Below are 23,286 nucleotides of genomic sequence, written 5' to 3' on the forward strand. Positions count from 1 at the left end.
GAAGTCCTCTGCCATACTCAGGACGAGTTCAAGTCGCTGAGGTCAGAGCATGGGGCAGGATATCGCGTCTTCGCGCTTCACCGAGCAGGATTTCGCTGAGTTCTCCAGGCGAGTCCGTGACGAGACTCGCATTCTGGAACAGTGGTTTGCCGAAGGCCGGCTGGATGATGGCGAACCCAGCGCCGGATTCGAGCTCGAAGCCTGGCTGGTCGATGCGGCCGGACATCCCGCCCCGCGCATCGAATCCGTGCTGGCGACACTGGACGATCCGTCGGTCGTCCCCGAGCTGGCCACCTTCAATATCGAGTTCAACGGCGCGGCGGCACACTTGCGCGGCTCGGCGCTCTCGACCCTGGCCCAGGATCTGCGCGCGACGCTCGAACGCACGACGCAGGCCGCCGGACGCCACGACTGCCGTCTGGGCTTGATCGGCATCCTGCCCACGGTCCGGCCCGAGGATCTCAGGCTCGACTTCATGACCCCGCGCGAGCGTTATCGCGCCCTCAACGAGCAGGTCTTCGCCCAGCGTCACGGACATCCGCTCCGGCTGCGGATCGAAGGACGCGAACGCATCGACCTGGAATGGTGCGACGTCATGCTGGAGTCGGCGGCGACCTCGTTTCAGATCCATATCCGGATCGGCGCTCAGGAATCGGCCCGCGTCTACAACGCCGCCAAGCTGATCAGCGGTCCACTGGTGGCCATCGGCGCCAACTCACCCTATCTCTTCGGCCGCGATCTCTGGGACGAGACCCGCATCCCGCTGTTCGAGCAGGCCGTCTCGGTCGGCGGCCCCATCCTGCAAGAGCGCGTCGGCTTCGGCTTCCGCTATGCACGGCACTCGCTCCTGGAGACCTTTCAGTCCAATCGCGACGACTATCCGGTGCTGCTCCCGCAGTTGATGGACGAGCCGCCCGAGCGTCTGGCGCATCTGCGTCTGCACAACGGCACCATCTGGCGCTGGAATCGTCCCCTGATCGGCTTCGAGCCGGATGGCCGACCGCATCTGCGGCTCGAACACCGGACGCTGCCCTCGGGACCGTCGGTCGCGGATCTCATCGCCAATGCCGCGCTCTATCTGGGGCTGATCGCACATCTGAGCCGCGAGCAGCCGTCACCCGAATCCAGGCTGGCGTTCGCGCACACCAAGCGGAATTTCTATGCCTGCGCCCGCGAAGGGCTGTCGGCCGACATCGGCTGGCTGGATGGTCGCCTGCATCCAGTGACCCAGGTACTCGCCGAAGCGCTGATCCCGCGCGCACGCCAGGGTTTGAGCGCTCTGGGTCTCGATCCGCCCGAGATCGACCACTGGCTCGGCCTCATCGAACAGCGTCTGGCAACGCGACGCACGGGCGCACACTGGCAACGCGATTGGGTCCGGCGGCATGGTGCGGATATGACGGGACTGACTCAGGCCTATCTCGAACAGCAGGCCAGCGGTCGACCCGTGCATGAGTGGAGCTTATGATTGAGCCATGCTACGCGAACTCGACTCACTGCCCGACGGACTTCTGGAGACCGACAGCCGGCGACTCGCCGAACGGCTCGGCGCGCCGACGCTCATCCATCTGCCCGGCGCGCGCGGACCGGCGCTCTTCGTCTCGGTGCTGCTGCACGGCAACGAGACCGTAGGCTGGGAGGCCGTGCGCGCGCTCCTGCGCGAGCGGCTCGAACGCTTCGGCGAACTCCGCCTCCCGCGCGCGCTGAGTCTGTTCATCGGCAACGTCAGCGCCGCCGCCGGCGGGGTACGCCGGCTGCCCGGCCAGCCGGACTACAACCGGGTCTGGCCGGGGTCGGAAGATCCCGAGACGCTCGAACACCGGCTCATGCGTCAGGTCGTCGACATCATGGCCCGGCGCGGGATCTTCGCCAGCCTGGATCTGCACAACAACACCGGCCTCAATCCGCACTATGCCTGCGTCAACCGGCTCGACGCGCGCTTTCTGCATCTGGCCCGGCTCTTCGGCCGCACCGTGGTCTATTTCATCCGTCCCACCGGCGTGCAGTCCATGGCCATGGCCGAGCTGGCGCCGGCCGTCACCCTGGAATGCGGCAAGGTCGCTGAACAGGCCGGGATCGACCACGCGCGTGAATTCGTCGAGGCCGTGCTGCATCTGAGCGAGATTCCGGCGCATCCGCTCCCGGCGCGTGAGATCGACCTCTTCCATACCGTGGCTCAGATCCGGATTCCGGAGACGGTCAGTTTCGGCTTCGATCCGAGCGATGTCGATCTGTGGCTGGACCCGGAGCTGGAGCGGATGAACTTTCGCGAGCTGCCGGTCGGAACGCCCTTTGCGCGGGTTCGCCCAGGTGCCGAGACGGCCCTGGACGTGATCGATGAACGCGGACGTGACGTCAGCGCACGCTATTTCCGGCTGGAGGATGGGGAATGGCGTCTGCGGCGCTGTCTCATGCCGTCCATGCTCACCCGCGACGAGACCGTGATCCGCCAGGACTGTCTGTGCTATCTGATGGAGCGCTACCAGCCGCCGACGGCGGCCGCTTGAGCGCCCCCCCGGCGCCGGATGATTCAGCGCACCAGATCGCCGGCCTGCTGGTCGGCGTGATAGGACGAGCGCACCATGGCGCCGCTGGCCACATTGGAGAAACCCATGTCCTCACCGGCCCGGCGCAGGGCGTCGAACTCGTCCGGCGTCCAGTAGCGGCGCACCGGCAGATGATCGCGCGAGGGCTGGAGATACTGCCCGAGCGTGAGCATGTCGCAGTCATGGGCGCGCAGATCGCGCATGAGGTCGAGCACCTCATCCTGGGTCTCGCCGAGTCCGAGCATGATCCCGGACTTGGTCGGAACCGAAGGATGACGGGCCTTGAACGCCTGGAGCAGTTTTAGCGAACCGGCGTAATCGGCCCCCGGACGCGCCTCGCGATAGAGACGCGGCACAGTCTCCAGATTGTGATTGAAGACATCCGGCACGGCGTCGCCTTCGAACTGATCGAGCGCCACCGACTCGCGACCGCGAAAATCCGGCACCAGACATTCGAGCCGGGTGTCGGGATGGCGCGCACGAATGGCGCGCAGACAGTCGGCGAAGTGCCCTGCCCCGCCATCGCGCAGATCGTCGCGATCGACCGAGGTGATGACCACATAGCGCAATCCCAGGAGCGCGATCGATTCGGCCAGATGCGCCGGCTCGTCCGGGTCGGGCGGCTGGGGACGACCATGGGCGACGTCACAGAAGGGACAGCGACGGGTGCAGACATCACCCAGGATCATGAAGGTCGCCGTGCCATGCGCAAAGCACTCGCCCAGATTCGGGCACTGGGCCTCTTCGCAGACCGTCGCCAGCTTGCTTTCGCGCAGCAGCTTCTTGATCCGCGCCACGCCGGGACCGACCGGGGCGCGCGCGCGAATCCAGCTCGGCTTGCGCAGCACGGGGGCGTTGGTCTCGACCTTGATCGGGATGCGCGCGAGCTTGTCCTGGCCGCGCTGGTGGGTATCGGGTGTGGCGCGCGAAGGCGCGTTCAGAGTATCCGGCGTTGACATGGCGTCCTGGTCGAGCGGCGGGGAGCCGCAAAAGCTGAGCGAATCAGTCGATCAGCATACGCTCGACGAGCAGCTTGAACCAGGGGGTGAACCACTCGGGATGTCGACGCAGAGCACGCTTGATCGCCGGCACCGCCATCCAGCGCCAGGCCCCGATCTCGGTCGGATCGGGACGCGGGGCTTCGGTGTGGACGCCGTAGAAGACGTGCAGATATTCGTGCTCGATCAGGCCGCTCGCCTCATCCTCGGCCCGGTAGACGAACTCGGCCCGTTCGTTCAGCGGCACGCGAATGCCGAACTCTTCCTTCAGCCGCCGCCCCGCCGCCATGGGCGTGGTCTCGCCCGGACGCGGATGACCGCAGCAGGTATTCGACCAGCGTGAGGCGAAGTGATACTTGCTGTCGGCGCGACGCTGCAACAGCAGCTCGCCCTCGGCATTGAAGACCAGGATCGAGAAAGCGCGATGCAGTTGGCCGAGCTCGTGCGGTTCGAGCTTGCCGGCGACACCGATGGGGCGATCCTGCTCGTCGACCAGAATCAGTTGCTCGACAGCGTCGCGTTGGGCGGCGCGCTCCAGATCACCCGCCGCCGGCAGGGGCACGATGTGAGTCGTCAACTGTCACCTCCAGCTGCATCCGGTTCGGATGCCTGCTCAGACGGCTGAGGCGATGCCGCTTGACCATGCGCCGGTTTGCCGAAGGCCGCGATCGCCGCACTCAGCTCGGGATGACGCTTGGCCCGTTCCTCCAGCGTCTCGCCGGCGACGATCGCCTCCCACGCCTGACGGATACTGGCCGCCCCGGCACGCGGTCCCATCGGGTGCCCGAAGACACCGCGTCCCGGCACGAAACCGAAATCGACCGTGCCGAGCTTCTCGTACAGGGGGCGCAGGGTACCGGCCCAGTCGCTGCCGCCCGGCACCGGCAGACTCGGCTTGATCGGCCCCATGGGTTCGAGACAGGCCGTCGCGCAGGCGCGCACCTCGTCGTCCGTCATGTGCATACGCGGACCGAATCCGGGCATGATGATGACGTCGTAGCCCGCCAACCGTTGCAGCTTGGTGAAGACACGGGTGTGGACACCGAAGCGCTCCAGCCGCGCGAAGGGCGCGATGAAGGGGAAATGCGCCATCAGCGGCACCTGGGCGTGCTTGCGCAGCATCCGCACCGCACTCAGCCCAGTCGGCATGGCATTGATCAGCAGCGCATTGGCGCCCCGCTCGACGGCGCGATCATGCAGCTCGACCAGCCGGTCGACCTCGTCGGTGATGTTGGCCAGATAGATCTTGGGCACCCCGGTCGCGGCCTCGGCCCGCCGCCGGGCTTCGCCCAGGAGTTCGGCACGCCGGTCCAGCGGGCACCAGTCGGTATCGGCCAGCATCTCGTCGTCCTTGGCGATATCCAGGCCACCGAGCCAGCTCTCGTGCCCCAGCTCGCTGAACGCCTCGGGCGGCAGGCCGATGTTGGGCTTGATGACGCCGAAGAAGATCGGTCGGTCATGGACCTGCAACCGCTCGCGGAGCCCCGCGACACCGAACTGCGGACCCTGGAAACAGGCCAGATAGCTCTCGGGAAACTCGATGTCGAGCAGCTTGACGATGGGCGCGCCGGGCGAGAAGAACGTCCCCTCGCCACAGATCGCACTCAGCAGGTTCGGCAGACGCGGACCGAAATTGCCGTGCGGATGGGCGATACGCAGGCGGCAGGCCGTGACAGGTGCATCCGAACCCGATCCCACGCCATAGCTGAATTCCGGACGCGCACCATCCAGGATCTGGAGATCGACCACGCGCGCGCCGAATCTTGGGCGCAGATCCTCGTCCGAGCCGACACGACGCCATTGCGCGGTCGACTGCTCGGAGCAGAAGTGCGCGGCGGCCAGCTCGGGATCACCGGAACATTCCAGATAGTAGTCGAGAAACAGATAGGCTTCCCGATCCAGGGACGCCTCGTCGGCGAAGAAGCCGGCCCAATCGCTTGCTGTCATGGAACGAACCGCGTGCAAAGAAAGGGAATCGATGGCCTTGCGATCATCGGCAACGGTCAGACGAGACCGGCGATCTGCACGCGCACCTGACGTTGCGGACGCGGCCCATCGAGTTCGATGAAGAAGACCGATTGCCACTCGCCGAGCAGAAGCCGGCCATCTTCGACCAGGATGGTCTCGGAGGCGTTCATGAACAGCCCGATGAGATGCGAGTGTGTGTTGGGACGACCATCGATCGGATCGATATCGTGCCGGTAGTGCGTCTGACCCGGCGGCGCGAGTCGCGTCAGGAAATCGAGCATGTCCTGCTGGAGCTTCGGCTCACGCTCGTTCAGGGCCACGAAGGCGGTCGTGTGCGCCGAGGTGATCGTCACCCAGCCCTGGCGGACGGGGTGTCGCGCAAACGCCTGCCGAACCTGCTCCGAGAGATCGATGATCTCGATCGGGGCCTGGGTGGTCAGCTGAATCTGCTCGACGTGGAAGTGCATCTCGAATCAGCGGCTATCCAACGAAAAAACGGGCGAGGGAGGAAGCGACACTCTCCCCGCCCGCGCATGCCCTCGACCGCTCGAATCAACGACCAGCCGGCAGAGCGGACATTCCGGCCGACAGGGTGACCGGAGCGTAATCCGGACCCAGCAGCCAGTCGAATTCTGGCGAACGCAGCAGCATGTAATGAATGAACAGAGCCAGCGCAAACAAAAAGGCGCCAAGCCCGATCAGGGCCATGCGCGGATCGAAGGCCAGCCAAATCTTGTACAGTTGGGGCATCATCGGGGGTTCTCCTGACGAATGAAACGGGACGCGGCGGCATGGGCCGCCCGCCTCCCGTCATTATCCGCGACGCGGCGGCAATCCGGCGATTACAGCCAGGGGCGCCACAGCCATGCCAGGATGTGAGCAATGATCACGATCCCAAAAAACATGGTCATGCTCTGGGTGAAGATGCCGTGGAACTCCTTAGCCTCTTCTTCGGTCAGCCCGGTCATGCTCTTCTGATCAGCCATTGAATTATCCTCACTTTGAATCAAGTTGGGCCTGTCGGCCATTACCGCGAATTTCCCCGCGGCCAGGATCGATTGGCAAGTCCGAGGCGGCTCTCAACCAGATCCCCGGAAACTTGCCGCTGCCCAAATTGGGACTTAGGAGCCGCTCAGCCAGTTGAAGGCTGGGCTGCTGAGCAGGATGAAGTGGATCAGCAGGCCCAGGACGAACAGGAAGCCGAACAGGGCAACCAGGGTTCTGCGGGGATCGAAAATCTGCCAGATCTTGTGCATGTTGATATCTCCGGTCTCTTACTGGTGGGCGGTGCTTGAGTCACAATCGCCCGTTCGCTCACGAACACTAATACCCTAGGCTATTACAGCCAAGGACGCCACAACCACACGAGGATGTGTGCAACGACGACGATCCCCGTGAACACGACGAAACTGGATACGAAGATACCATGGAATTCCCTTGCCTCATCTTCGGTCAGCCCAGACATCGAACGGTTTTCGTTAGCCATTGGATGATTCCTCGGTCAAACACTGCGACGGCTTCGACGATTGGGTCTCTAGCCATCCGGGACGACCGCGGACTGGACTGATGCGAGCCTCGCCGCGGGTCTTGCATTGGGTGCCGGCTTCCCTACCCCGGCACCTGGCGAGCATCCCTGCTCATCGGTTCGATCCTCTCTGGCCTTACAGCTGTTGCGGAGCCGGTGCGGCGTCCTCGACAGGTGCGGCGGCTTGCTCGACTGGAGCAGGCGCAGCCTCTTCCACTGGAGCGGCCTCGACGGCTTCGGCTTCAGCAGCCGGAGCTTCCTCGGTGGCCGGGGCGGCCTCGGCCGGAGCCGACTCATACAGCGCCGGGTAGTCCTTGGCCATCTGAGCACCATAGAGCGGCTTGTAAGCGCCCTGGTGGCAGGTCATGCAGCCGACCTTGAAGGGATCGCCGTAGGGCCCCTTGCGCGAGGCGGGCAGCGCGTCGTTGAGCGGCCAGATGTAGTTCTGGTTGATGTCGCGGACGTGACGGATGGCGTACCAGGCCGTCGTGCGCTGCGGCGTGCTCTGCTTCCAGTCGTAGAAGGATCGGCTGTTGTGGCAGAAGGTGCAGTTGACCCCGAGCGAGTCGGAGATCTGCATCATCAGGCCATAGGTCCACTCTGCCTGCTTGAGCGAGGTCGTGTTGCCTGCCGGCAGCGCCGTCTGACCGATCACCCGGATCTCGTTGGACTGATCCAGGAACGGCGTGTAGGGATCCAGCGGCAGTGCCGAGTAGGCGACCGTCGAGGAGGCATAGTTCTGGCCGGTCGGCGTCACGCCCGAGGGCTGGTTCGGACCCGGATCCGTCACCCACACATACTTCGGCACCGGGTTGCCACGGTGACAGGTGTAGCAGGTCACACCCGTCTCGGCAACGTGGTCCTTCCAGTTGCTGTTGGTTGCCCGAACCAGCTCGAACATCCGGCGCGACACCACTTTGGTGTAGATGTCGTCGGAGGCCCAGTTGCCGGGAACGTGGCAGTAGTTACAGCCTTCCTTCGGCGCCACCCAGGTGGTCACGGCGACCATGGTCCGGGTGAACTCAGCGACGCTCAGATCCTTCAGCACCTGGACGTTCTCATAGACGTCCGAGACACTGGGACCGCCCGGAGCAGCCGCCGGCAGCGACTCGACCGGCAGATTGGCCTTGATACTGGCCTCGAGCAGACGCGGATTGTAGTTCTGCTCCATGGCCACGCCGCGATAGCCTTTTTGCACCACTTCCGGTGGCGGACGCTCGCAGCCGAGCAGCACCACGGAGGCGACGACGGCGACAGCGGGCAGGGTCAGTTGCTTTCCGAGATTCATTGCGTCACCCCCGTAGCCGTGGCATATGGGTCTACAGCGGTCACGACCTCTGGATATGCCGGAGCCACGCCATGCTTGATGGCCCAGAGATACCAGTTCTCGACGACCGTTCCGGTCAGAAGGATGCCGATACCCGCCGTGATCACGGTCAGGACCGCGCACCACCAGGCCCAGCGATGGATGGATTCCATGGAGGCATTGAAGCCCATGGTCCAGCGCCAGAAGATGGCCGCACGCTCAGCCGCCGTACCACGATCGGTGATCTGATCGATCTCGCGATCACCACCGAAGCGGCTCACCGCCAGGATGGTCGCACCGTGCATGGCGAACAGCAGGGCCGAGCCATACAGGAAGGCGATCGAGAGCATGTGGAACGGGTTGTAGTACAGGTTGCCGTACCGGATCGAGAAAGCGGCCGTCCAGTCCAGGTGCGGGAAGATGCCGAAGGGCACGGCTTCCGCCCAGCTCCCCATCATCACCGGGCGGATGAAGCCCAGGCTCAGATAGAAGAAGATCGCGGCGGCGAAGGCCCAGGACAGATGCTGGCTCATGCCCAGGGCTTCAGCGCGCTTGTAGGTGCGCACCCACCACAGCAGGATCGACATGGTCAGGAAGAATCCTGCCATCAGCCACCAGCCACCCTCGGACAGAGGCGGAATGGTCAGGCCGTACTGCGGCGCCGGCGGTTCCAGACCCAGCCAGAAGAAGTGCTTGACGAACTGGATGATATTCCAGTCCACCGAGGCCAGCATGTTGAAGCCGATGATGAAGATGGCCATGAAGCCAAAGATGATCGACAGCGTGCCGGTGAAGCCGAGGTAGATCGGACCGATCTGCGCGTCACCGATCTTGCCGGCCCAGTAGGAGAAGATCGGCTTACCGATGCGCGGCAGGCTGCCCTTCGGCAACGGCACCCCAGGATAAGCCGGGGCACGCACCTGCACGGTCGTGAAGATATTTTGATATTCGGGCATTGTAGTCTCCTAGATCCTACCAGAGCGGGAGCTCAAGCCACCAGTTCCACCATTCCGGCCAACCGCGCGTCCAGAAGGGGCCACTGATCACGATACAGACCGCGCTCCAGAACACCGCGCTCAGGGCCAAGAACAGACCCAGACGATGGATGGCCAGTGCGCCGATGGAGTAGCCCACGATATCGCGGAAGAAGGTGTTCTCGTGCTCGCTGGTCTTGACTTCTTCGCCCTTCTGCGGATTGGTCACCGACAGGATCAGCGAGCCGTGCATCGACAGCGCCAAGCAGTTGGTGAAGAAGAAAGTGATGGCGAGCATGTGCGCCGGGTTGTAGTGGAAATGCAGGAACTGATACCCCACATTCGACACCCAGTCCAGATGGCTGAGGATGCCATAGGGGAAGCCATGGCCCCAGGCGCCCATCAGAATCGGACGCACCACGACGAGCACCAGATAGGCGCCGATCGCGAACGCGAACGCAAACGGAATATGGAAGCCGATACCGAGCTTGCGGCAGATCTCGACTTCACGGAGTGCCCAGGAGACGAACGCGCCGATGGCACAGATCGTGATGATCTGCCACAGACCGCCTTCAGTCATCGGGGCCATTCCCAAACCGTAACTCAGATCCGGGGGAGCAATGCTGATCTGCCAGATGTTATAGGTTTGGAGTTCGGCGTTTGGACCGATGGTTGCACCCCAGACGATCAGGAGCACACCCAACAATGCAAAGAAGAAGCCCGCGACCCCGAAGAAGCCGACATAGAACGGCCCCACCCAGAAGTCGAATAGGTCTCCCCCTATCAGCGTCCCGCCACGGACGCGGTATTTTCTCTCAAAACTGAGCATGGCCATCGTAATATCCTCTGCTGGGGAGGCACCATCGAGACGGCCGCCTCCTCTGAGCACTGTCGGTGGCGGGCGGGGTTCACCTGGCGGACGAACCCCACTGACCCGCCACCCCCGTCAAGGACGCGATTACCGTTGGGGAACGACAGGCGTCACTTGCTGGACCGTAGCGGCCGGAACGCCGTCTTCGAGCCAGTTGAATTCAGCGGTGCTCAGCAGGATCATGTGGATCGCGAGACCCAGAACGGTCAGGAAAGCGAAGACAGCGATCAGAATGCGGCGGGGATCGACCAGCAGCCAGATTTTCCAAAGATCGGGTGACATCGTCAGTTTCTCCTAGAGTGAATTCGAATGGGTTCGATCAGTCGTCAAGTAGCCGGAACGGCCTGAACTCGACTCGAAATTACAGCCAGGGGCGCCACAGCCAAGCGAGGATGTGCGCGATGACGACGATGCCGAAGAAGGCCGTCATGCTCTGCACGAAGATGCCATGGAACTCTTGTGCTTCTTGCTCGGTCAGACCGGTCATGCTGCTGTTAGCCATTGTGTAATCCTCCGAATCTTGGAGATAAGCCTTGGTTTGTGCCGCACTCGCCCGTGCGGCCTGGGGGCGCCGTGGATCGCGACATCCACGACCGAGAAGCCACCCGAATCACACGGGCGTGTTCTCATCGACCGGATTCCGTGCCGGGAATCCGTCAAATTCTGCTCGATTCAGCCCCGGTATGCGCGTGGAGCGGATCGCCGGGGCTGAGTCTCAATCTCTGAAGCCTACCCATCCTCCGTCACGATCCTGACCGCTGTGCTTGGTCGTCGGCTCGCTGCCGGGGGTGGCCGGGTTCGAGGTGTCAGTCTAGCTTGACTGACACGAATGTCAATCTACATTTACACCCCAATTGCGCTGGATCAACTAAATCAAGGTCGACTGCGTGGCCTCGACCCGCTCGACCGTCACCCGCTCCTCGCCGGCGGTGCGCGCGGCACGCTCGGCGGCATCGCGCAGGCGCTTGGCGGCAGAGATGCGCACCAGCACCGGCTGGGACTCGACGATGGCGTCGAAACGTGCGCGGGCATCCTCGTCCCAGGGTAGCTCGCGGTGCATGCGCGCGGGCGTGGCCTCGACCTTATCCAGCTCGGTGCCGAGCGGGATGATGTGGAACAGGGCGTCGAACAGGGCGTTGCAGACCTCCTGCACCAGATAGGTCGCACCGGCGTAGCCCATGAAGGGTGTGCCTGTGTGGCGGCGGATCACGGTGCCGGGGAAGGAGGCCGGGATGTAGGTCGCGCGTGCGCCCTTTTCCGTTAGATACATGCGCTCGTTGTAGCTGCCGAAGAGGATCAGCGGGGGCTTCTCATGGACGGCGGCGCGGATGGCGTCGTTGTCGATCTTGACGCCGGGGCGGCGGGCGAAGGCGAAGTTGCAGGGCAGGCCCAGCTCGTCTTCGAGGAAATGGCGCAGACCACGGCTGTAGGTCTCGCTGGCCGAGACACCGAAGCTGGCGGTGCCGAAGAAGTCCTGCGTCACCGAGCGCCACAGATCCCAGATCGGTTTGATGGTGGTGTGCTTTTCGCGCTCGATGAAGGGTTCGGGGTCGAGGCCGAGGATTTCACCGAGGGCGCGCAGGAACTTGGTGGTGCTGTGCAGTCCGATCGGGGCCTGGAGATAGGGTTTGTCCAGGGCTTCGCACAGGGTGCGGCCGAACTCGCGATAGAGACAGATGTTGGCGTCGGCGTCGGCGAGCCGGGGCACGTCGTCGAGATGACTGCCGAGCGGGAAGCTCAGGTTGACTTCGGCGCCGATGCCTTCGACCAAGCGTCGGATCTCGGCCAGATCCGAGGGCATGTTGAAGGTGCCGTACACGGGGCCGATGATGTTGACGCGCGGTTTGTCGCCGGCGGCGCGTGGTTTGGGTTTGCTCTTGGCGGCGCCCTTCTTCTGGCCGTATTGGGTCCAGAGCCAGTACATCGCGCGGTTGGCGCTCTGCCACTGGTCCTCGTCGATGGTGCGCGGCAGGAAGCGCACGATGCCGGTGCCTTCGGGCGTGACGCCGCCGCCGATCATTTCGGCGATCGAGCCGGTGACGACGACGGACGGCTGTTTGGGGTCGAGCGTCTCGAAGGCGCGGCGCATGGCCTGCTCGGTGCCGCTCTGGCCGAGTTCTTCCTCGCCCAGTCCGGTCACGACGACCGGCAGTTCGTGCGGCGGCAGGCCGTCGGTGTAGTGCAGCACGGCCGTCACGGGCAGGTTCTCGCAGCCCACCGGCCCGTCGATGATCACCTGCAAGCCTTTGATGGCGGTGAAGACGTAGACGGAGCCCCAGTAACCGCCCGCGCGGTCGAGGTCGTTGATCAGCATTCGGGGAGATCCTCCTCCAGCAGGGAGTTGAGAGTTGCGCAGGCCTTATGGAAAAAATGTATGGATATCCTTGGCGCGTTCAGCTTTCTGCGCACTTGATGCATTTTTCATAAACGAAATGCGGATCCAAATCTACGCCGTTACTCCACTCAATGGTATCAAAAGAAACTCTGACATTTGAAAATACCGCTTCATCGCGCAGCTTAGAAAATACTCCAAAATTCAGATACGGCTTTACATCCAATATTCCACATTCGTTATTATCGAACTCAATGTATAACTGATGGTTTTTTCTTGGCTCTACTTTGGTTACCGAAGGATACATAGCCGCCTCTTACTGAAGAGGTTGAATTTTGAATGGCTCTTCACCATTCATGACAAGACTCCAATTCGCCATCAATTCATCTTGGTGCAGCTCTGCCCAAGCAAGAACCAGCTTCGCTTGCTTCTTCGGCAAATTTCCTTCCATGATCTCGCAAGTCCGTATATCAACCAACGCCTTGAACTCGGCGTAATACACATGAAAATGTGGCGGCGGGTGCTCGTTCGGCGCGAAGTACATCCGAATGATGACCCCATAAAACATTGAAATTGTCGGCATTAAAAGACCTTTAGAAAAAAGCGCCTCAATTCTGCAATCAAGCGAAAAGCGAAGGGGTTATACTTCAGGTGGGAGTTAGGAAAATTTTGGATTGACGAGTGAGGATGAATCTGTAAAAAAGCAGTTTCGCGCCCTAATTCGCTAAACTGCACTTAGTCAGCGCTACAGCGGTTGGGCTGATAAAGTGGCACTGGATCGAGAGAAAACATCAAGCTTTCAACAGCTCTACTGCCAGATCAGGAGCCAGCCGATAAAAATTGCTGCCTGACCACCTGTCCCCAATATTCGTCCTGATAGAGATCTTCCTGGAAATTGTTTCCGGTAAACTCGCCAACCGTCTTCTGCCAGAATTTAGTGGCGTACTCAGCACCGCTGATTTGCTTGATCTCCCAACGGCCTTGGTGCATTTTGAATATCTCGATGGCGAACCGCTTCCCTAGCGCCTGCTTCCTGAAACTTGGAACAACATAAAACTCACAGACCTCGAAGCACTGCGCGCCTAATTTTGCTTTCACAGCGGCAAGGCCGATCGGCGATTTTTTCTCATAAAGCAAGTAGCCAAGCACATTTCCGCCAATCTGAGTATCCAGCTCGAACAGACCGTTCTCGTTCGGTTTTTTGTCGGTGATGGCAGAAAACTCGCCCTCGTAGCTCTGACACAAATTTAAATAAATAGGTAAATTGTAGCTATCAACTTGGATGATATTCATTATGAAATTTTTTATTTGTATAGAATTTTTGTAGGCAAAAATTCACCAAAAATCAAGCTGAGCAGCAAGCGCATCTAAAGCCCGATGAAACATCGGGTCAAAAATAAATTTTTGATGCAAAATAAGCCTGCTTTCTTATACCAAAGGGAAAATGTGGTCCATCCCGACTTTGCTCCACAGGCTAAAGCGCGCTTTATAAAAAGCAGCGACTTACAAACTTGCGTGTAATGCGATGCGCCTAAATTCAAAGCTCGTGCGCGCCGCTTTTTGGCGTCGCCTGGAGCAACTTTTTAGCCGCAACGACTATTGGGTTTGTCATGCTTTCAGCTTGCCAATGGGCGCGTAGCGATTGGAAGGAGCGCTCCAGCATTTCAACGGATTGTTCCTTTGTGATTTGCTCCAAGGGAGAGGTTACTGCAACACCTTGAACATCTACATACGTTGAATTGTTTTTTTGGTTTACGCGATCTTTTGATGCAGCCCTCGCTGCGTCCAACCACTTGAGGTCAGAGTCGCGTAATAGGTCGACTTCAACACCAAAAAAATATTTATGAAAATCGTCAGAATCAACTTTGGCTTTGTGATCACGGAAACGTTTTTTTACTTTCTTCCAATCTACGGTTTCATTCTTGAGCATACGACCAATAACGCCGACAACAATCGGAATCTTTCCAAGCTCTTCGCAAGTGAAATATGCCAACAGAAACGCTCGAGCATAGAATCCGTTATCAAGCAATAGCTTAGCTTCTTTGTGCAAAGATTCTGCATTATCAAAGATATGCAACCTCAACTCATGCAGTTGGTCAATCGTGAGTTTTTCCATACGGCTAAGTATATTTAGGTTGCCTACACAATTTCGCCAACTAGACTGCACGCAGTCTAATCAACGAAATTGCGCATCACGACAAACGCCCTGTTCCTCAATTGACGACTTACACAGCCTTACCCGCCGCGCGCCCAGCCGTCCCACGCCTAACCGGCATCACCGGCCAAACCCCGCTGGTCTCACCCTCCCCCACTCCCTCGAAGAAGGCCCGCATGGTGGCAAACCGCTCCTTATTGGCCAGCGCCGCATTGATGACCTGTGCCAGCGAACCCGCCCCTGCCGGTCCCATCAGCGGACGCGCCGAAATGAGGTTAGTGAAATAGAGAGCCGGGATCTGTCGTTCCTTGGCCGCCTGAACCACGGGCGTGGTGCCAATGGCCAAATCCGGCTCCAGCGACTCGACTGCCGCCAGATCCTGCTCCAGCGACGCCCGGAACTGCACCGGCACCCCACGCTCCTCCAACCACGCCAGATCCGCCTCATTCCAGGGCGTGCGCGGACAAGCCGTCCCCACATAGGGCACAGTCGCCCCCGACTCGATCAACAACCGCGCCACCAGCAACTCCGATCCCTCATACCCCGAGACGATCACCCGCCCCTTGATCGGCATGGCCGCCAACGCCCCACCGATCGCCGGCAAAAACTTATTCTTCGCGGCATCGACCTTATCCTGCGCGATCCCGCACGCCTGCCCGATCGCATCCAGCCAGGCCGCCGTCCCATCGCGCCCGACCGGCGCCGAACCGACCACCGGCCGCCCCGCCGCCGCAAACTCACGCGCACTGGCCTGATACTGCGGATGGATCGCCGCCGCCGCCGTACAATCGAGCGCCGCATACAGCTCACGCCATTCGCGCGTCGGCACCACAGGCCCGACCGCCAGCCCCAGCGGATCGAGCATCATCCCAATCCCAACCGGATCGGCCGGAAACATCTCACCCAACAAGGTCACGGTCGGACGCTCACTGCGCCCCCCGCGCGGTGCCTGCACCGGCCCCTGCTCCGCCTCCAGACGCGCATACTGAAGCATCGCCCCAGCCAGCACATCCTTGGCCTCCGCATGGGTCGGCGTCCCGAACCCAGGCACGTCGATGCCCAGAATCCGCACCCCGTTCAGCTCCTTGGGCAGCAGCCGCAACGGCACGCCCGAGGCCGTCGGCACGCACAGATTGATCGCGACGATCGTATCGAGCTTGTCGGGATCGGCGAGCTTGAGCACCGCCTCACGCGCCTCCTCGAACAGCCGCCCCGAGACCAGCGACTCGGAGTCGAAGGGCACATAGCCGATCGAGCGCCGCGCGCCATAGAAGTGCGCCGTGAAACTCAGCCCATAGACACAGCAGCCCGAGCCGACCAGCACCATCGCGGTGCGGCGCATCCGCAACCCGACACGCAGCGCCCCAAACGCCGGACACATGGTCTGCGGCTGATCGTGCGGCCCGCGCGGACGCTCGCCGGCAGTGGCGCACGCGGTAGAAGATTCCTGAACCATCGACCGTACCTCCCCGGATCAGGCGTCGTCGTAGACGACTTCGAGCGACGGCTTGACGCTCGCCGAGATGTCGCTCATGTCCTCGGGACGCGCCGGCTCCAGCACCACATGCCGCCCGACCTGATCGCCCTTGAACAGATCCAGCAGCACCTCGTGCGCCAGCGGATTGGGACGCACCGGCGGCGCCTCGGCGACATGGCCGGCCAGCTCCGCAAACAGCGGCCCCCAGGGACCGTCTGGACGCCCGATGATCTCGTAATTGGCACTCTTGCGACGGATCTCCTCATGCGCCGGAATGGTCGCCAGGATCGGAATCCCGGCCGCCGCCGCGAACGCTTGCGCCTCGCCGGTGCCGTCGTCCTTGTTGATCACCATGCCGGCCACGCCGACATTGCCGCCCAGACCCCGGAAGTATTCGACCGCCGAACAGACATTGTTGGCGACATAGAGCGACTGGAGATCGTTGGAGCCGACGATGATGACCTTCTGGCACAGATCGCGTGCGATCGGCAGCCCGAAGCCGCCGCACACCACGTCGCCCAGGAAGTCGAGCAGCACATAATCGAAGTCCCACTCATGGAAGCCCAGCCCTTCCAGCAGCTCGAAGCCGTGGATGATGCCGCGCCCGCCACAGCCGCGCCCGACCTCGGGTCCGCCGAGTTCCATCGCGAACACGCCGTCGCGCTTGAAACAGATGTCGCTGATCGCGACCTGCTCGCCGGCCTTCTTCTTCTCGCTGGAGACGCCGAGGATGGTCGGACAGTTGCGCCCGCCGAACAGCAGCGTGGCGGTGTCGCTCTTCGGATCACAGCCGATCAGGAGCACTTTCTTGCCCTGTTGCGCCATCATGTAGGACAGATTGGCGAGCGTGAAGCTCTTGCCGATTCCGCCCTTGCCATAGATGGCGATGATCTGGGTCTGCTTGAGCGAGGGCGCGCTCGGCGCGGGGATGTTGACGGATACAGTCACGAATGCGTTCTCCAATCGAGGATCATCTTCAGGCAGCTCGGATCACCGAAGGCGGTGCGATAGGCGGAATCCGCCTCGGTCGCGGGGACGCAATGGGTGATGAGCCCGTCGAGCGAGAGTCGGCCCGAGTCGAGCAGGTCGCGCACCGCCGCCAGATCTGACGGCTGGAACTCGGCGGCGATGCGGAAGCGCGCCTCGCGCATGAAGGCCGGCGGGAAGGTGAAGCTGACCGGCTCGTGATAGAAGCCGCCGAGCACGATCTCGCCGCCGCGCGCCAGCCGAGCGACCAGGCTGTCGAGAATCCTGGCGTCGCCGCTCATGTCGCAGATGGTGCGATAGTCGCGACGCGGGTCGTCGTCGGGGAGCATCACATCGTAGCCATAGCCCTCGGCGCCGCTGTGACGCACCGGGTTGGTCTCCCACACCACCGGGCGGGTGCCCTCGCCCAGCGCCGCGATGCGCGCCAGTAGCCGTCCGAGCACGCCGTGACCAACGACCAGCTCGACATGGGGGGCGGGCGCAGTACCGACGTCAGCCGTCGCCACGGAACTCGCGGACGCACCGGAAGCCGTGGCGCTCGCTGCGGACTCGGCCCGCAGCGCGGCATGAGCCGGTGTGCTGGCCGCCGGTGCGGCGATGGCATGATAGGCGGTCGCCGCCAGCGCCAGCAGCACGCCCTGCTCACCGAGCGACTCGGGCACCGGCAGCAGGCGCGCACCCGGCGCGACGACACGCGAGGCCGCGCCGCCGAACAGTCCGCGCACCTCGCCATAACAGCGCGCGCCGGGCACGAAGACGCGCTGCCCGACCGTCAGACCGGAGTCCGGCCCGGCGTAACTGACGCGACCGACGGATTCATAACCGGGAACCAGCGGATAACCCATGCCGGGGAAAGGCGGCATGGTGCCCGACCACAGCAGGCGCTCGGTTCCGGTGCTGATCCCGCTCCATTCCATATCGACGACGACATCGCCGGCTTCGGGTGGGGTGAGCGGCAAGCGTTGCAGCGCCAGCCGTTCAGGCGCTTCGAGGACGACGGCCAGGGCTTCGAGATTCGGCATATCTGGGTTCAAGGCGATCTCTCGGACGGGTTGAATCTGAAAGATCCGACAGTTTAGCGGAAGTTGGACGCGAGTCGAAAAATACCGTCGGACGACGACCGGCAATAGACGGAATCAGCAGGGTTTTTCAGGCGTTCAGGCCCGTTGAGCCACGAGCAACTGGGTGAGCATGGGCCGAATGGTGCGCATCTGACGCACCCGGTCGAAGCCGACCCCACGCAGCATCTCGGTCAACTCAGCCGGCGTGCGCGGCCGACCACTGCCCATGGCGAGCAGATAGAACCCGAAATAGGCATCCCCGATCGGCTCGGCTCCCGGCGTGCCCGACATCGGCTCGGCCACCAGCAGCCGCCCGCCTGCGGGCAACGCCTGACAGGCCGCACGCGCGAAGTTCGGTGAATCGTGATCGTCATGATCGTGCAGCACTCGCACCAGCGAGACGACATCCGCCCCCTCGGGCAGGGGATCGCGGCGCACATCACCGCCGATCGCCGTCGCCCGATCGCCCAGCCCTTCGCGCTGGAAACGCGCCCGCGCCCGCTCGGCCACCGCCGGCAGGTCGAACAGGATCACGCGCAGATGCGGCCAGCGCTTGGCGGCCGTGACCAGGAAGGTGCCGTCGCCGCCGGCCACGTCGAGCAGACAGCGATGCTCCTGGAGCGAATAGGCATCGAGCACGTCGTCGGCGATCAGACGTTGTGACTGGGCCATCAACTCGCTGTAGCCGCTGACCGCCTGCTCACCCGCCGCGGCCGGCGCTTCAGCGCCGACATAGGCCCAATAGCCCTGCAACGCGCGCTGCGGCAGTTCACCGCGCAACAAGGCCACCGGATCTTTCAAATCGGCATAGGCCATCGCGTGATGCTCGACCATGGCCGCGATGCCCGGATTGCCGACCATGGCCGCACCCAGCTCGCCGAGCGCATAGCGATCATCACCGCGCGCCTCGGCCAGCTCCAGACTCGCCGCCGCGCGCAACAGCCGCCGCGCGCCCTCGACCGGCAACCCGAGACGCGGCGCCAGATCGTCGACCGATTGCGTCCCCTCGGCCAGGATCTCGAACAGCCGCACCTGCACGCAGGCTTGCAGAATCTGCGAGTAGACGAAGCCGGCGACGATATCGAACAGCTCACGCGCCCGACGCTGCGCGCGCGGACGGGTCAACGGAAAGATCGAGGCCCAACGTTGAAACTCGGGCTTGGAGAGCACACGATTACGCAGGGCCAGTAGAGGTTCGGGAAGCCGCACGGATGTCACTACCGATGGAGCCGAGCGGACCGCCGCCGATCACGGCGGCCCGGGTCAGTGTGGGGAACGTACGCTCAGGCGGCGCGCTGGGCCAGATCCTTGGGCATGATGCGGCGCGACTCGGCCATCAGCACCTCGGCGAACTGATCGCGTCCCGGACAGGCCGGAATCGCGTCGATGGCGCCTGTCACCAGACCGCGCAAACGCGCGATGGCCCCGTCGATGCCCAGCTCACCCGCCGCGCTGGGCCGGTTGAGCACGGCATCGCGTCCGACCGGCTTGCCGACTTCCTGGGCGCTGGCGGCCACGTCGCGCAGATCGTCAGCCACCTGATAGGCTTCGCCGATCTTGTCGCCGACGACGCTCCAGGCCTCGGCGTCCGCACCCGCGACCAGGGCGCCGGCCGCCGTCGCCGCCGTGAACAGCGACCCGGTCTTGGCGCGATGGTATTCCTCGACCGTGACCTGCGGCTCGCACTCCCAGGCCTGTCCGGCCGTGATGCCGTGCGGCATGCCGACCGAGCGGCTGATGGTCAGCAGCAGCGGTGCCAGTCGCTCGGGCGAATCGGCCAGGACGCGCGCCAGATGCTCGAAGGCGAGGATGATGAGCGCATCGCCGGCCAGCACCGCCAGCGGCTCACCGAAGGCGCGATGCACTGAGGGCACGCCACGGCGCAGCGGCGAGTCGTCGAAACAGGGCAGGTCGTCGTGCACCAGCGAGGCGCAATGCAGCAGCTCGATGGCCACGCCGGCCGCATCAGCGGCCGCATAATCCCGGCTGCCACAGGCCGCGGCAACGGCCAGACACAGCCGCGGACGCACCCGCGCGCCGCCGGGAAAGACGGCGTGACGTACCGCCTCGGCCAGACGCGGCGGACAGCCGGGGACGGCCACGGTGTCTATGGCAGCGGCCAACGCCTGCTCGATTCTCGTTGTGGCATCCATCAGTGATCCCCCGGCAAACCTCGATCAGTGGTCAATATGTAAATTTGAGTTGACACTCAGGAGTGTCATGTACAATAGACATCAATACCCGACACGTCAACGCGAATCGTGGGAGTCATGGTTCTGATGCCGGATAAACAAGTGATTGTCATTGGCGCGGGCGTTGGCGGACTGGTGACAGCCATCCAACTCGCCGCGCGCGGCCTCCAGGTCCGGGTGCTCGAACGTGCCGAGGCGCCCGGCGGCAAGATGCGCGAGGTGGCCGTCGGGCCGCACCGCATCGATGCCGGTCCGACCGTCTTCACCATGCGCTGGATCTTCGAGGACATCTTCGAAGCGGCCGGCGCGCGGCTCGACGAGCATCTCGAACTGGAACCGCTGTCGATCATAGCACGCCATGCCTGGAGCGAGCAGGAGCGGCTGGATCTCCACGCCGACCACGAGCGCAGCGTCGAGGCCATCGGCGACTTCGCCGGCGCAGCCGAGGCGCGCGGCTATCGCGCCTTCTGCGAACAGGCACGCACCATCTACACGACCCTGGACCCGACCTTCATCCGTGCCTCGCGCCCAAGCCTGATGGGACTCATGGGGCGGTGCGGACTGAGCGGACTGGGGAATCTGCGCGGCGTGCGTCCCTACGACAGCCTCTGGGACATGCTCGGAACCTATTTCAAGGACGAACGTCTACGTCAGCTCTTCGGGCGCTACTCGACCTATTGCGGCTCCTCGCCCTTCATGGCGCCGGCCACGCTGATGCTGATCGCCCATGTCGAGCAGGAAGGCGTGTGGTCGGTGGTCGGCGGAATGCATCGGGTCGCGCAGGCGCTGGCCCGGCTCGCCGAGGGACTGGGCGCGACCATCGAATACGGACGCGATGTCACGGGCATCATCACCCGGTCTGGCGGTGTGCGTGGCGTGAGTCTGGCCGATGGCGAGCAGATCGCGGCCGATTCGGTCGTGGTCAACGCCGATCCGGCGGCCCTGACCAGCGGTCGGCTGGGCGCCGATGTCCGCCGCGCACTGCCGCCCCTGGCGCCCGAACGCCGTTCGCTCTCGGCCCTGACCTGGTGTCTGAGCGCCGAGACGGAGGGCTTTCCGCTGGCCCGGCACAATGTCTTCTTCGGACGCGACTATGCCTCCGAGTTCAAAGACGTCTTCGCCCAGGGACGCCTGCCGCGCGACGGCACCGTCTATGTCTGCGCCCAGGATCGCGGCACCGACGGCAACGGATCGCCGGACGGCCCCGAACGACTCTTCTTACTCCTGAACGCCCCGCCACGGGGCGACCGACACGACTTCGATGCTGTGGAGATCGAGCAATGCGAGCAACGGGTATTCTCACGCCTGGAGCACTGTGGCCTGAGGGTCCGACGCGACCCCGAACGGATGGTGATGACCACGCCCGTGGAGTTCGAACAGCGCTTTCCGGCCACGGGCGGCGCGCTCTATGGTCAGGCGACCCACGGCTGGAAGGCGTCGTTCTCGCGTCCAGCCTCGCGCACCAAGATTCCGGGACTCTATCTGGCGGGCGGGAGCACGCATCCGGGCGCGGGCATTCCCATGGCGGCGATGTCGGGCCGACTGGCGGCGGAAGCGCTACTCGCGGACCGGCGTTCGACCTGACCGTCGACAACGACGGCTATGTCTGGTGGTACGTCGATGCCCTGAGCGACGACGAGCAGTATGGACTGACGCTGATCGCCATGCTCGGCAGCGTCTTCTCGCCCTACTATGCCTGGTCGCGTCAGCGCGGCAACGCCGATCCGCTCGATCATTGCGCGCTCAATGTCGCCCTCTACGGACGCCGGGGCAAGCGCTGGGCGATGACCGAGCGCGGACGCGCCGCGCTGCAACGCGACCGCACCAATCTGGTCATCGGTCCCAGCCATGTGCATTGGGAGGGCGATGCCCTGGTGATCGACATCGATGAGATCAGCGCGCCCATTCCCTCGCGTCTGCGCGGCCGGGTGCGCGTCCATCCGAGCGGGATCAATGGGCGTGACTTCGCGCTGGATGCGGCCGGGCGCCATCGCTGGTGGCCGATCGCACCGCTGGCGCGGGTGGAGGTCGACTTCACGAACCCCGGTCTGAGCTGGAAGGGCACGGGCTATCTGGACTCCAATCGGGGCTCGGAACCCGTGGAGCGGGCCTTTCAGGGCTGGGACTGGTCGCGCGCCGAACTGAAGCACGGAGCGGCGATTCTCTATGACACCCGCGCACGGGACGATCAGGGCGCACACCTGGCGCTGCGCTTCGATGCCAATGCCGAAGTCGATGAGTTCGCGCTACCGCCGCGCGCGCCGCTGCCGACGACCAGCGTCTGGCGCATCGAGCGTGGTATTCAGTGCGAGGCGGGCGATGAGCCGCGAGTGGTGACGACGCTGGAGGATACGCCCTTCTACGCGCGCTCGGTCGTCGAAACGCGTCTTCTGGGGCAACGTGCCACCTCAGTCCATGAGAGCCTGTGTCTGGACCGCTTCAGCACCCAATGGGTGAAGGTGCTGCTGCCGTTCCGCATGCCTCGGGTCAAGCGCTGAGGCCGTGCACGGCAGTCCGTAAAAGGCGGCCGCGTGGATTCAAGCTCCCACTCGACCGCCAATGAACTCAGAGGCCATCGGCCTCCAAGTCCAGCTGCACGACTCGACGCGAACGCCGACGCCGCACGGGTGGCCTGGCACGCTGGATCTCGATCAACCTGTTCGCGGCCCGGTAGTCGTGACGCCGTTTCAAAATCACCCCACCACAGAGCACCAGCAACACTCCGGAGGCGACCATCAGGGCGTTGATCGCCCCGACGATGCAGGCGCTGCCGATGACGACGACCGAGTATGGCAGCGTCTCATAGAGTGGCGTCGGTAGCCACATATCGACTCCCAGGTTTCTCAGGCACGGAAACCTTTATCTCGTTTCATGAACGATCAGGATGCGACCGA

General features: G+C 63.3%; 28 protein-coding genes. 4 read left to right on the forward strand and 24 right to left on the reverse strand.

All coding sequences use genetic code 11. The features are described from left to right. The first annotated feature begins 49 nt into the window (after positions 1 to 49). Entirely contained in the window at positions 50 to 1,468 is a 1,419-nt protein-coding gene (locus ALVIN_RS12675; RefSeq protein ID WP_012971720.1) for a glutamate-cysteine ligase family protein, read from the forward strand. A gap of 7 nt (positions 1,469 to 1,475) precedes the next feature. Continuing rightward, complete coding sequence (locus ALVIN_RS12680; protein WP_012971721.1) at positions 1,476 to 2,507, forward strand: M14 family metallopeptidase; 1,032 nt, start codon at positions 1,476 to 1,478, stop codon at positions 2,505 to 2,507. A 23-nt stretch (positions 2,508 to 2,530) separates the two neighbouring features. Here ALVIN_RS12680 and lipA read toward each other — a convergent pair whose 3' ends face one another. The 23 genes from lipA to ALVIN_RS12785 all read right to left on the reverse strand — a co-directional run bounded on the left by lipA (position 2,531) and on the right by ALVIN_RS12785 (position 20,353). Further along, positions 2,531 to 3,505 carry a lipoyl synthase gene (gene lipA, locus ALVIN_RS12685; protein ID WP_012971722.1) on the reverse strand — a complete coding sequence of 325 codons (975 nt, stop codon included), beginning with the start codon at positions 3,503 to 3,505 and terminating at the stop codon, positions 2,531 to 2,533. 43 nt (positions 3,506 to 3,548) lie between these two features. Continuing rightward, the gene (gene idi, locus ALVIN_RS12690; protein ID WP_043795663.1) at positions 3,549 to 4,121 is read right to left on the reverse strand and encodes an isopentenyl-diphosphate Delta-isomerase; all 573 of its coding nucleotides are present in this window, start codon (positions 4,119 to 4,121) and stop codon (positions 3,549 to 3,551) included. After that, the gene (locus tag ALVIN_RS12695; protein ID WP_012971724.1) at positions 4,118 to 5,491 is read right to left on the reverse strand and encodes a RuBisCO large subunit C-terminal-like domain-containing protein; all 1,374 of its coding nucleotides are present in this window, start codon (positions 5,489 to 5,491) and stop codon (positions 4,118 to 4,120) included. The genes idi and ALVIN_RS12695 overlap by 4 nt, the downstream gene beginning before the upstream one ends. A gap of 56 nt (positions 5,492 to 5,547) precedes the next feature. Further along, positions 5,548 to 5,979: a secondary thiamine-phosphate synthase enzyme YjbQ gene (locus ALVIN_RS12700; protein WP_012971725.1), complete on the reverse strand. Its 432-nt coding sequence runs from the start codon at positions 5,977 to 5,979 to the stop codon at positions 5,548 to 5,550. Positions 5,980 to 6,064: 85 nt separating this feature from the next. Further along, a complete protein-coding gene (gene pufA / locus ALVIN_RS12705) occupies positions 6,065 to 6,265 on the reverse strand; it encodes a light-harvesting antenna LH1, alpha subunit (protein WP_012971726.1) in 201 nt (66 codons plus the stop codon). Positions 6,266 to 6,354: 89 nt separating this feature from the next. Next, positions 6,355 to 6,498, reverse strand: a complete 144-nt coding sequence (pufB, locus tag ALVIN_RS12710; protein WP_012971727.1) for a light-harvesting antenna LH1, beta subunit — start codon at positions 6,496 to 6,498, stop codon at positions 6,355 to 6,357. Positions 6,499 to 6,633: 135 nt separating this feature from the next. Further along, complete coding sequence (gene pufA / locus ALVIN_RS17200; RefSeq protein ID WP_012971728.1) at positions 6,634 to 6,768, reverse strand: light-harvesting antenna LH1, alpha subunit; 135 nt, start codon at positions 6,766 to 6,768, stop codon at positions 6,634 to 6,636. Between the two features lie 83 nt (positions 6,769 to 6,851). Then, positions 6,852 to 6,998, reverse strand: a complete 147-nt coding sequence (gene pufB / locus ALVIN_RS12715; RefSeq protein WP_012971729.1) for a light-harvesting antenna LH1, beta subunit — start codon at positions 6,996 to 6,998, stop codon at positions 6,852 to 6,854. 175 nt (positions 6,999 to 7,173) lie between these two features. Continuing rightward, the gene (pufC, locus tag ALVIN_RS12720; RefSeq protein ID WP_012971730.1) at positions 7,174 to 8,325 is read right to left on the reverse strand and encodes a photosynthetic reaction center cytochrome PufC; all 1,152 of its coding nucleotides are present in this window, start codon (positions 8,323 to 8,325) and stop codon (positions 7,174 to 7,176) included. Further along, positions 8,322 to 9,299, reverse strand: a complete 978-nt coding sequence (gene pufM / locus ALVIN_RS12725; RefSeq protein WP_012971731.1) for a photosynthetic reaction center subunit M — start codon at positions 9,297 to 9,299, stop codon at positions 8,322 to 8,324. Before pufM ends, pufC begins: the two co-directional genes overlap by 4 nt. Positions 9,300 to 9,315: 16 nt before the next feature. Next, positions 9,316 to 10,152 (reverse strand): photosynthetic reaction center subunit L, encoded by an 837-nt coding sequence (gene pufL / locus ALVIN_RS12730; protein ID WP_012971732.1) that lies wholly within the window; start codon positions 10,150 to 10,152, stop codon positions 9,316 to 9,318. A gap of 123 nt (positions 10,153 to 10,275) precedes the next feature. Beyond that, complete coding sequence (gene pufA, locus ALVIN_RS12735; protein ID WP_012971733.1) at positions 10,276 to 10,470, reverse strand: light-harvesting antenna LH1, alpha subunit; 195 nt, start codon at positions 10,468 to 10,470, stop codon at positions 10,276 to 10,278. A gap of 79 nt (positions 10,471 to 10,549) precedes the next feature. After that, positions 10,550 to 10,690, reverse strand: coding sequence for a light-harvesting antenna LH1, beta subunit (pufB, locus tag ALVIN_RS12740; RefSeq protein WP_012971734.1), 141 nt, complete (start codon positions 10,688 to 10,690; stop codon positions 10,550 to 10,552). 366 nt (positions 10,691 to 11,056) lie between these two features. After that, on the reverse strand, positions 11,057 to 12,502 hold the full coding sequence (bchZ, locus tag ALVIN_RS12745) for a chlorophyllide a reductase subunit Z (RefSeq protein WP_012971735.1): 1,446 nt from the start codon (positions 12,500 to 12,502) through the stop codon (positions 11,057 to 11,059). Between the two features lie 79 nt (positions 12,503 to 12,581). Then, positions 12,582 to 12,827, reverse strand: a complete 246-nt coding sequence (locus tag ALVIN_RS17205; protein WP_012971736.1) for a DUF2442 domain-containing protein — start codon at positions 12,825 to 12,827, stop codon at positions 12,582 to 12,584. 9 nt (positions 12,828 to 12,836) lie between these two features. Beyond that, on the reverse strand, positions 12,837 to 13,103 hold the full coding sequence (locus ALVIN_RS12750; RefSeq protein WP_012971737.1) for a DUF4160 domain-containing protein: 267 nt from the start codon (positions 13,101 to 13,103) through the stop codon (positions 12,837 to 12,839). Between the two features lie 236 nt (positions 13,104 to 13,339). Then, positions 13,340 to 13,813, reverse strand: coding sequence for a GNAT family N-acetyltransferase (locus ALVIN_RS12755; protein ID WP_012971738.1), 474 nt, complete (start codon positions 13,811 to 13,813; stop codon positions 13,340 to 13,342). Between the two features lie 244 nt (positions 13,814 to 14,057). Further along, entirely contained in the window at positions 14,058 to 14,636 is a 579-nt protein-coding gene (locus tag ALVIN_RS17210) for an AbiV family abortive infection protein (RefSeq protein ID WP_012971739.1), read from the reverse strand. A gap of 109 nt (positions 14,637 to 14,745) precedes the next feature. Further along, positions 14,746 to 16,131: a chlorophyllide a reductase subunit Y gene (gene bchY, locus ALVIN_RS12765; protein WP_012971740.1), complete on the reverse strand. Its 1,386-nt coding sequence runs from the start codon at positions 16,129 to 16,131 to the stop codon at positions 14,746 to 14,748. An 18-nt stretch (positions 16,132 to 16,149) separates the two neighbouring features. Next, positions 16,150 to 17,100: a chlorophyllide a reductase iron protein subunit X gene (locus tag ALVIN_RS12770; protein WP_012971741.1), complete on the reverse strand. Its 951-nt coding sequence runs from the start codon at positions 17,098 to 17,100 to the stop codon at positions 16,150 to 16,152. Next, positions 17,097 to 18,161 carry an alcohol dehydrogenase catalytic domain-containing protein gene (locus ALVIN_RS12775; protein WP_012971742.1) on the reverse strand — a complete coding sequence of 355 codons (1,065 nt, stop codon included), beginning with the start codon at positions 18,159 to 18,161 and terminating at the stop codon, positions 17,097 to 17,099. Before ALVIN_RS12775 ends, ALVIN_RS12770 begins: the two co-directional genes overlap by 4 nt. Before the next feature lie 135 nt (positions 18,162 to 18,296). After that, positions 18,297 to 19,409 carry a methyltransferase gene (locus ALVIN_RS12780; RefSeq protein ID WP_012971743.1) on the reverse strand — a complete coding sequence of 371 codons (1,113 nt, stop codon included), beginning with the start codon at positions 19,407 to 19,409 and terminating at the stop codon, positions 18,297 to 18,299. 74 nt (positions 19,410 to 19,483) lie between these two features. Next, complete coding sequence (locus ALVIN_RS12785; protein ID WP_012971744.1) at positions 19,484 to 20,353, reverse strand: polyprenyl synthetase family protein; 870 nt, start codon at positions 20,351 to 20,353, stop codon at positions 19,484 to 19,486. 126 nt (positions 20,354 to 20,479) lie between these two features. On the opposite strand from ALVIN_RS12785, the gene crtD reads away from it, so the two are divergent. Together crtD and ALVIN_RS12795 are read left to right on the forward strand one after the other, a co-directional pair. After that, complete coding sequence (crtD, locus tag ALVIN_RS12790; protein ID WP_012971745.1) at positions 20,480 to 21,976, forward strand: 1-hydroxycarotenoid 3,4-desaturase CrtD; 1,497 nt, start codon at positions 20,480 to 20,482, stop codon at positions 21,974 to 21,976. 80 nt (positions 21,977 to 22,056) lie between these two features. Further along, positions 22,057 to 22,890: a carotenoid 1,2-hydratase gene (locus ALVIN_RS12795; protein WP_223295216.1), complete on the forward strand. Its 834-nt coding sequence runs from the start codon at positions 22,057 to 22,059 to the stop codon at positions 22,888 to 22,890. 67 nt (positions 22,891 to 22,957) lie between these two features. Here the strand turns inward: ALVIN_RS12795 and ALVIN_RS12800 are convergent, their stop codons facing one another. Further along, positions 22,958 to 23,218 (reverse strand): hypothetical protein, encoded by a 261-nt coding sequence (locus ALVIN_RS12800; protein ID WP_012971747.1) that lies wholly within the window; start codon positions 23,216 to 23,218, stop codon positions 22,958 to 22,960. Between the last annotated feature and the right edge of the window lie 68 nt (positions 23,219 to 23,286).

It is taken from the genome of Allochromatium vinosum DSM 180 (genome assembly GCF_000025485.1).
In the GTDB taxonomy this organism is placed as follows: Bacteria; Pseudomonadota; Gammaproteobacteria; order Chromatiales; family Chromatiaceae; genus Thermochromatium; species Thermochromatium vinosum.

What these genes read in the sequence shown, in the direction of transcription:
- ALVIN_RS12675 (WP_012971720.1), top strand. Translation starts at nt 50, where the DNA reads ATGGGGCAGGATATCGCGTCTTCGCGCTTCACCGAGCAGGATTTCGCT.
- ALVIN_RS12680 (WP_012971721.1), top strand. Translation starts at nt 1,476, where the DNA reads ATGCTACGCGAACTCGACTCACTGCCCGACGGACTTCTGGAGACCGAC.
- lipA (WP_012971722.1), bottom strand. Translation starts at nt 3,505, where the DNA reads ATGTCAACGCCGGATACTCTGAACGCGCCTTCGCGCGCCACACCCGAT.
- ALVIN_RS12695 (WP_012971724.1), bottom strand. Translation starts at nt 5,491, where the DNA reads ATGACAGCAAGCGATTGGGCCGGCTTCTTCGCCGACGAGGCGTCCCTG.
- ALVIN_RS12700 (WP_012971725.1), bottom strand. Translation starts at nt 5,979, where the DNA reads ATGCACTTCCACGTCGAGCAGATTCAGCTGACCACCCAGGCCCCGATC.
- pufA (WP_012971726.1), bottom strand. Translation starts at nt 6,265, where the DNA reads ATGATGCCCCAACTGTACAAGATTTGGCTGGCCTTCGATCCGCGCATG.
- pufB (WP_012971727.1), bottom strand. Translation starts at nt 6,498, where the DNA reads ATGGCTGATCAGAAGAGCATGACCGGGCTGACCGAAGAAGAGGCTAAG.
- pufA (WP_012971728.1), bottom strand. Translation starts at nt 6,768, where the DNA reads ATGCACAAGATCTGGCAGATTTTCGATCCCCGCAGAACCCTGGTTGCC.
- pufB (WP_012971729.1), bottom strand. Translation starts at nt 6,998, where the DNA reads ATGGCTAACGAAAACCGTTCGATGTCTGGGCTGACCGAAGATGAGGCA.
- pufC (WP_012971730.1), bottom strand. Translation starts at nt 8,325, where the DNA reads ATGAATCTCGGAAAGCAACTGACCCTGCCCGCTGTCGCCGTCGTCGCC.
- pufM (WP_012971731.1), bottom strand. Translation starts at nt 9,299, where the DNA reads ATGCCCGAATATCAAAATATCTTCACGACCGTGCAGGTGCGTGCCCCG.
- pufL (WP_012971732.1), bottom strand. Translation starts at nt 10,152, where the DNA reads ATGGCCATGCTCAGTTTTGAGAGAAAATACCGCGTCCGTGGCGGGACG.
- pufA (WP_012971733.1), bottom strand. Translation starts at nt 10,470, where the DNA reads ATGTCACCCGATCTTTGGAAAATCTGGCTGCTGGTCGATCCCCGCCGC.
- pufB (WP_012971734.1), bottom strand. Translation starts at nt 10,690, where the DNA reads ATGGCTAACAGCAGCATGACCGGTCTGACCGAGCAAGAAGCACAAGAG.
- bchZ (WP_012971735.1), bottom strand. Translation starts at nt 12,502, where the DNA reads ATGCTGATCAACGACCTCGACCGCGCGGGCGGTTACTGGGGCTCCGTC.
- ALVIN_RS17205 (WP_012971736.1), bottom strand. Translation starts at nt 12,827, where the DNA reads ATGTATCCTTCGGTAACCAAAGTAGAGCCAAGAAAAAACCATCAGTTA.
- ALVIN_RS12750 (WP_012971737.1), bottom strand. Translation starts at nt 13,103, where the DNA reads ATGCCGACAATTTCAATGTTTTATGGGGTCATCATTCGGATGTACTTC.
- ALVIN_RS12755 (WP_012971738.1), bottom strand. Translation starts at nt 13,813, where the DNA reads ATGAATATCATCCAAGTTGATAGCTACAATTTACCTATTTATTTAAAT.
- ALVIN_RS17210 (WP_012971739.1), bottom strand. Translation starts at nt 14,636, where the DNA reads ATGGAAAAACTCACGATTGACCAACTGCATGAGTTGAGGTTGCATATC.
- bchY (WP_012971740.1), bottom strand. Translation starts at nt 16,131, where the DNA reads ATGGTTCAGGAATCTTCTACCGCGTGCGCCACTGCCGGCGAGCGTCCG.
- ALVIN_RS12775 (WP_012971742.1), bottom strand. Translation starts at nt 18,161, where the DNA reads ATGCCGAATCTCGAAGCCCTGGCCGTCGTCCTCGAAGCGCCTGAACGG.
- ALVIN_RS12785 (WP_012971744.1), bottom strand. Translation starts at nt 20,353, where the DNA reads ATGGATGCCACAACGAGAATCGAGCAGGCGTTGGCCGCTGCCATAGAC.
- crtD (WP_012971745.1), top strand. Translation starts at nt 20,480, where the DNA reads ATGCCGGATAAACAAGTGATTGTCATTGGCGCGGGCGTTGGCGGACTG.
- ALVIN_RS12795 (WP_223295216.1), top strand. Translation starts at nt 22,057, where the DNA reads ATGCTCGGCAGCGTCTTCTCGCCCTACTATGCCTGGTCGCGTCAGCGC.
- ALVIN_RS12800 (WP_012971747.1), bottom strand. Translation starts at nt 23,218, where the DNA reads ATGTGGCTACCGACGCCACTCTATGAGACGCTGCCATACTCGGTCGTC.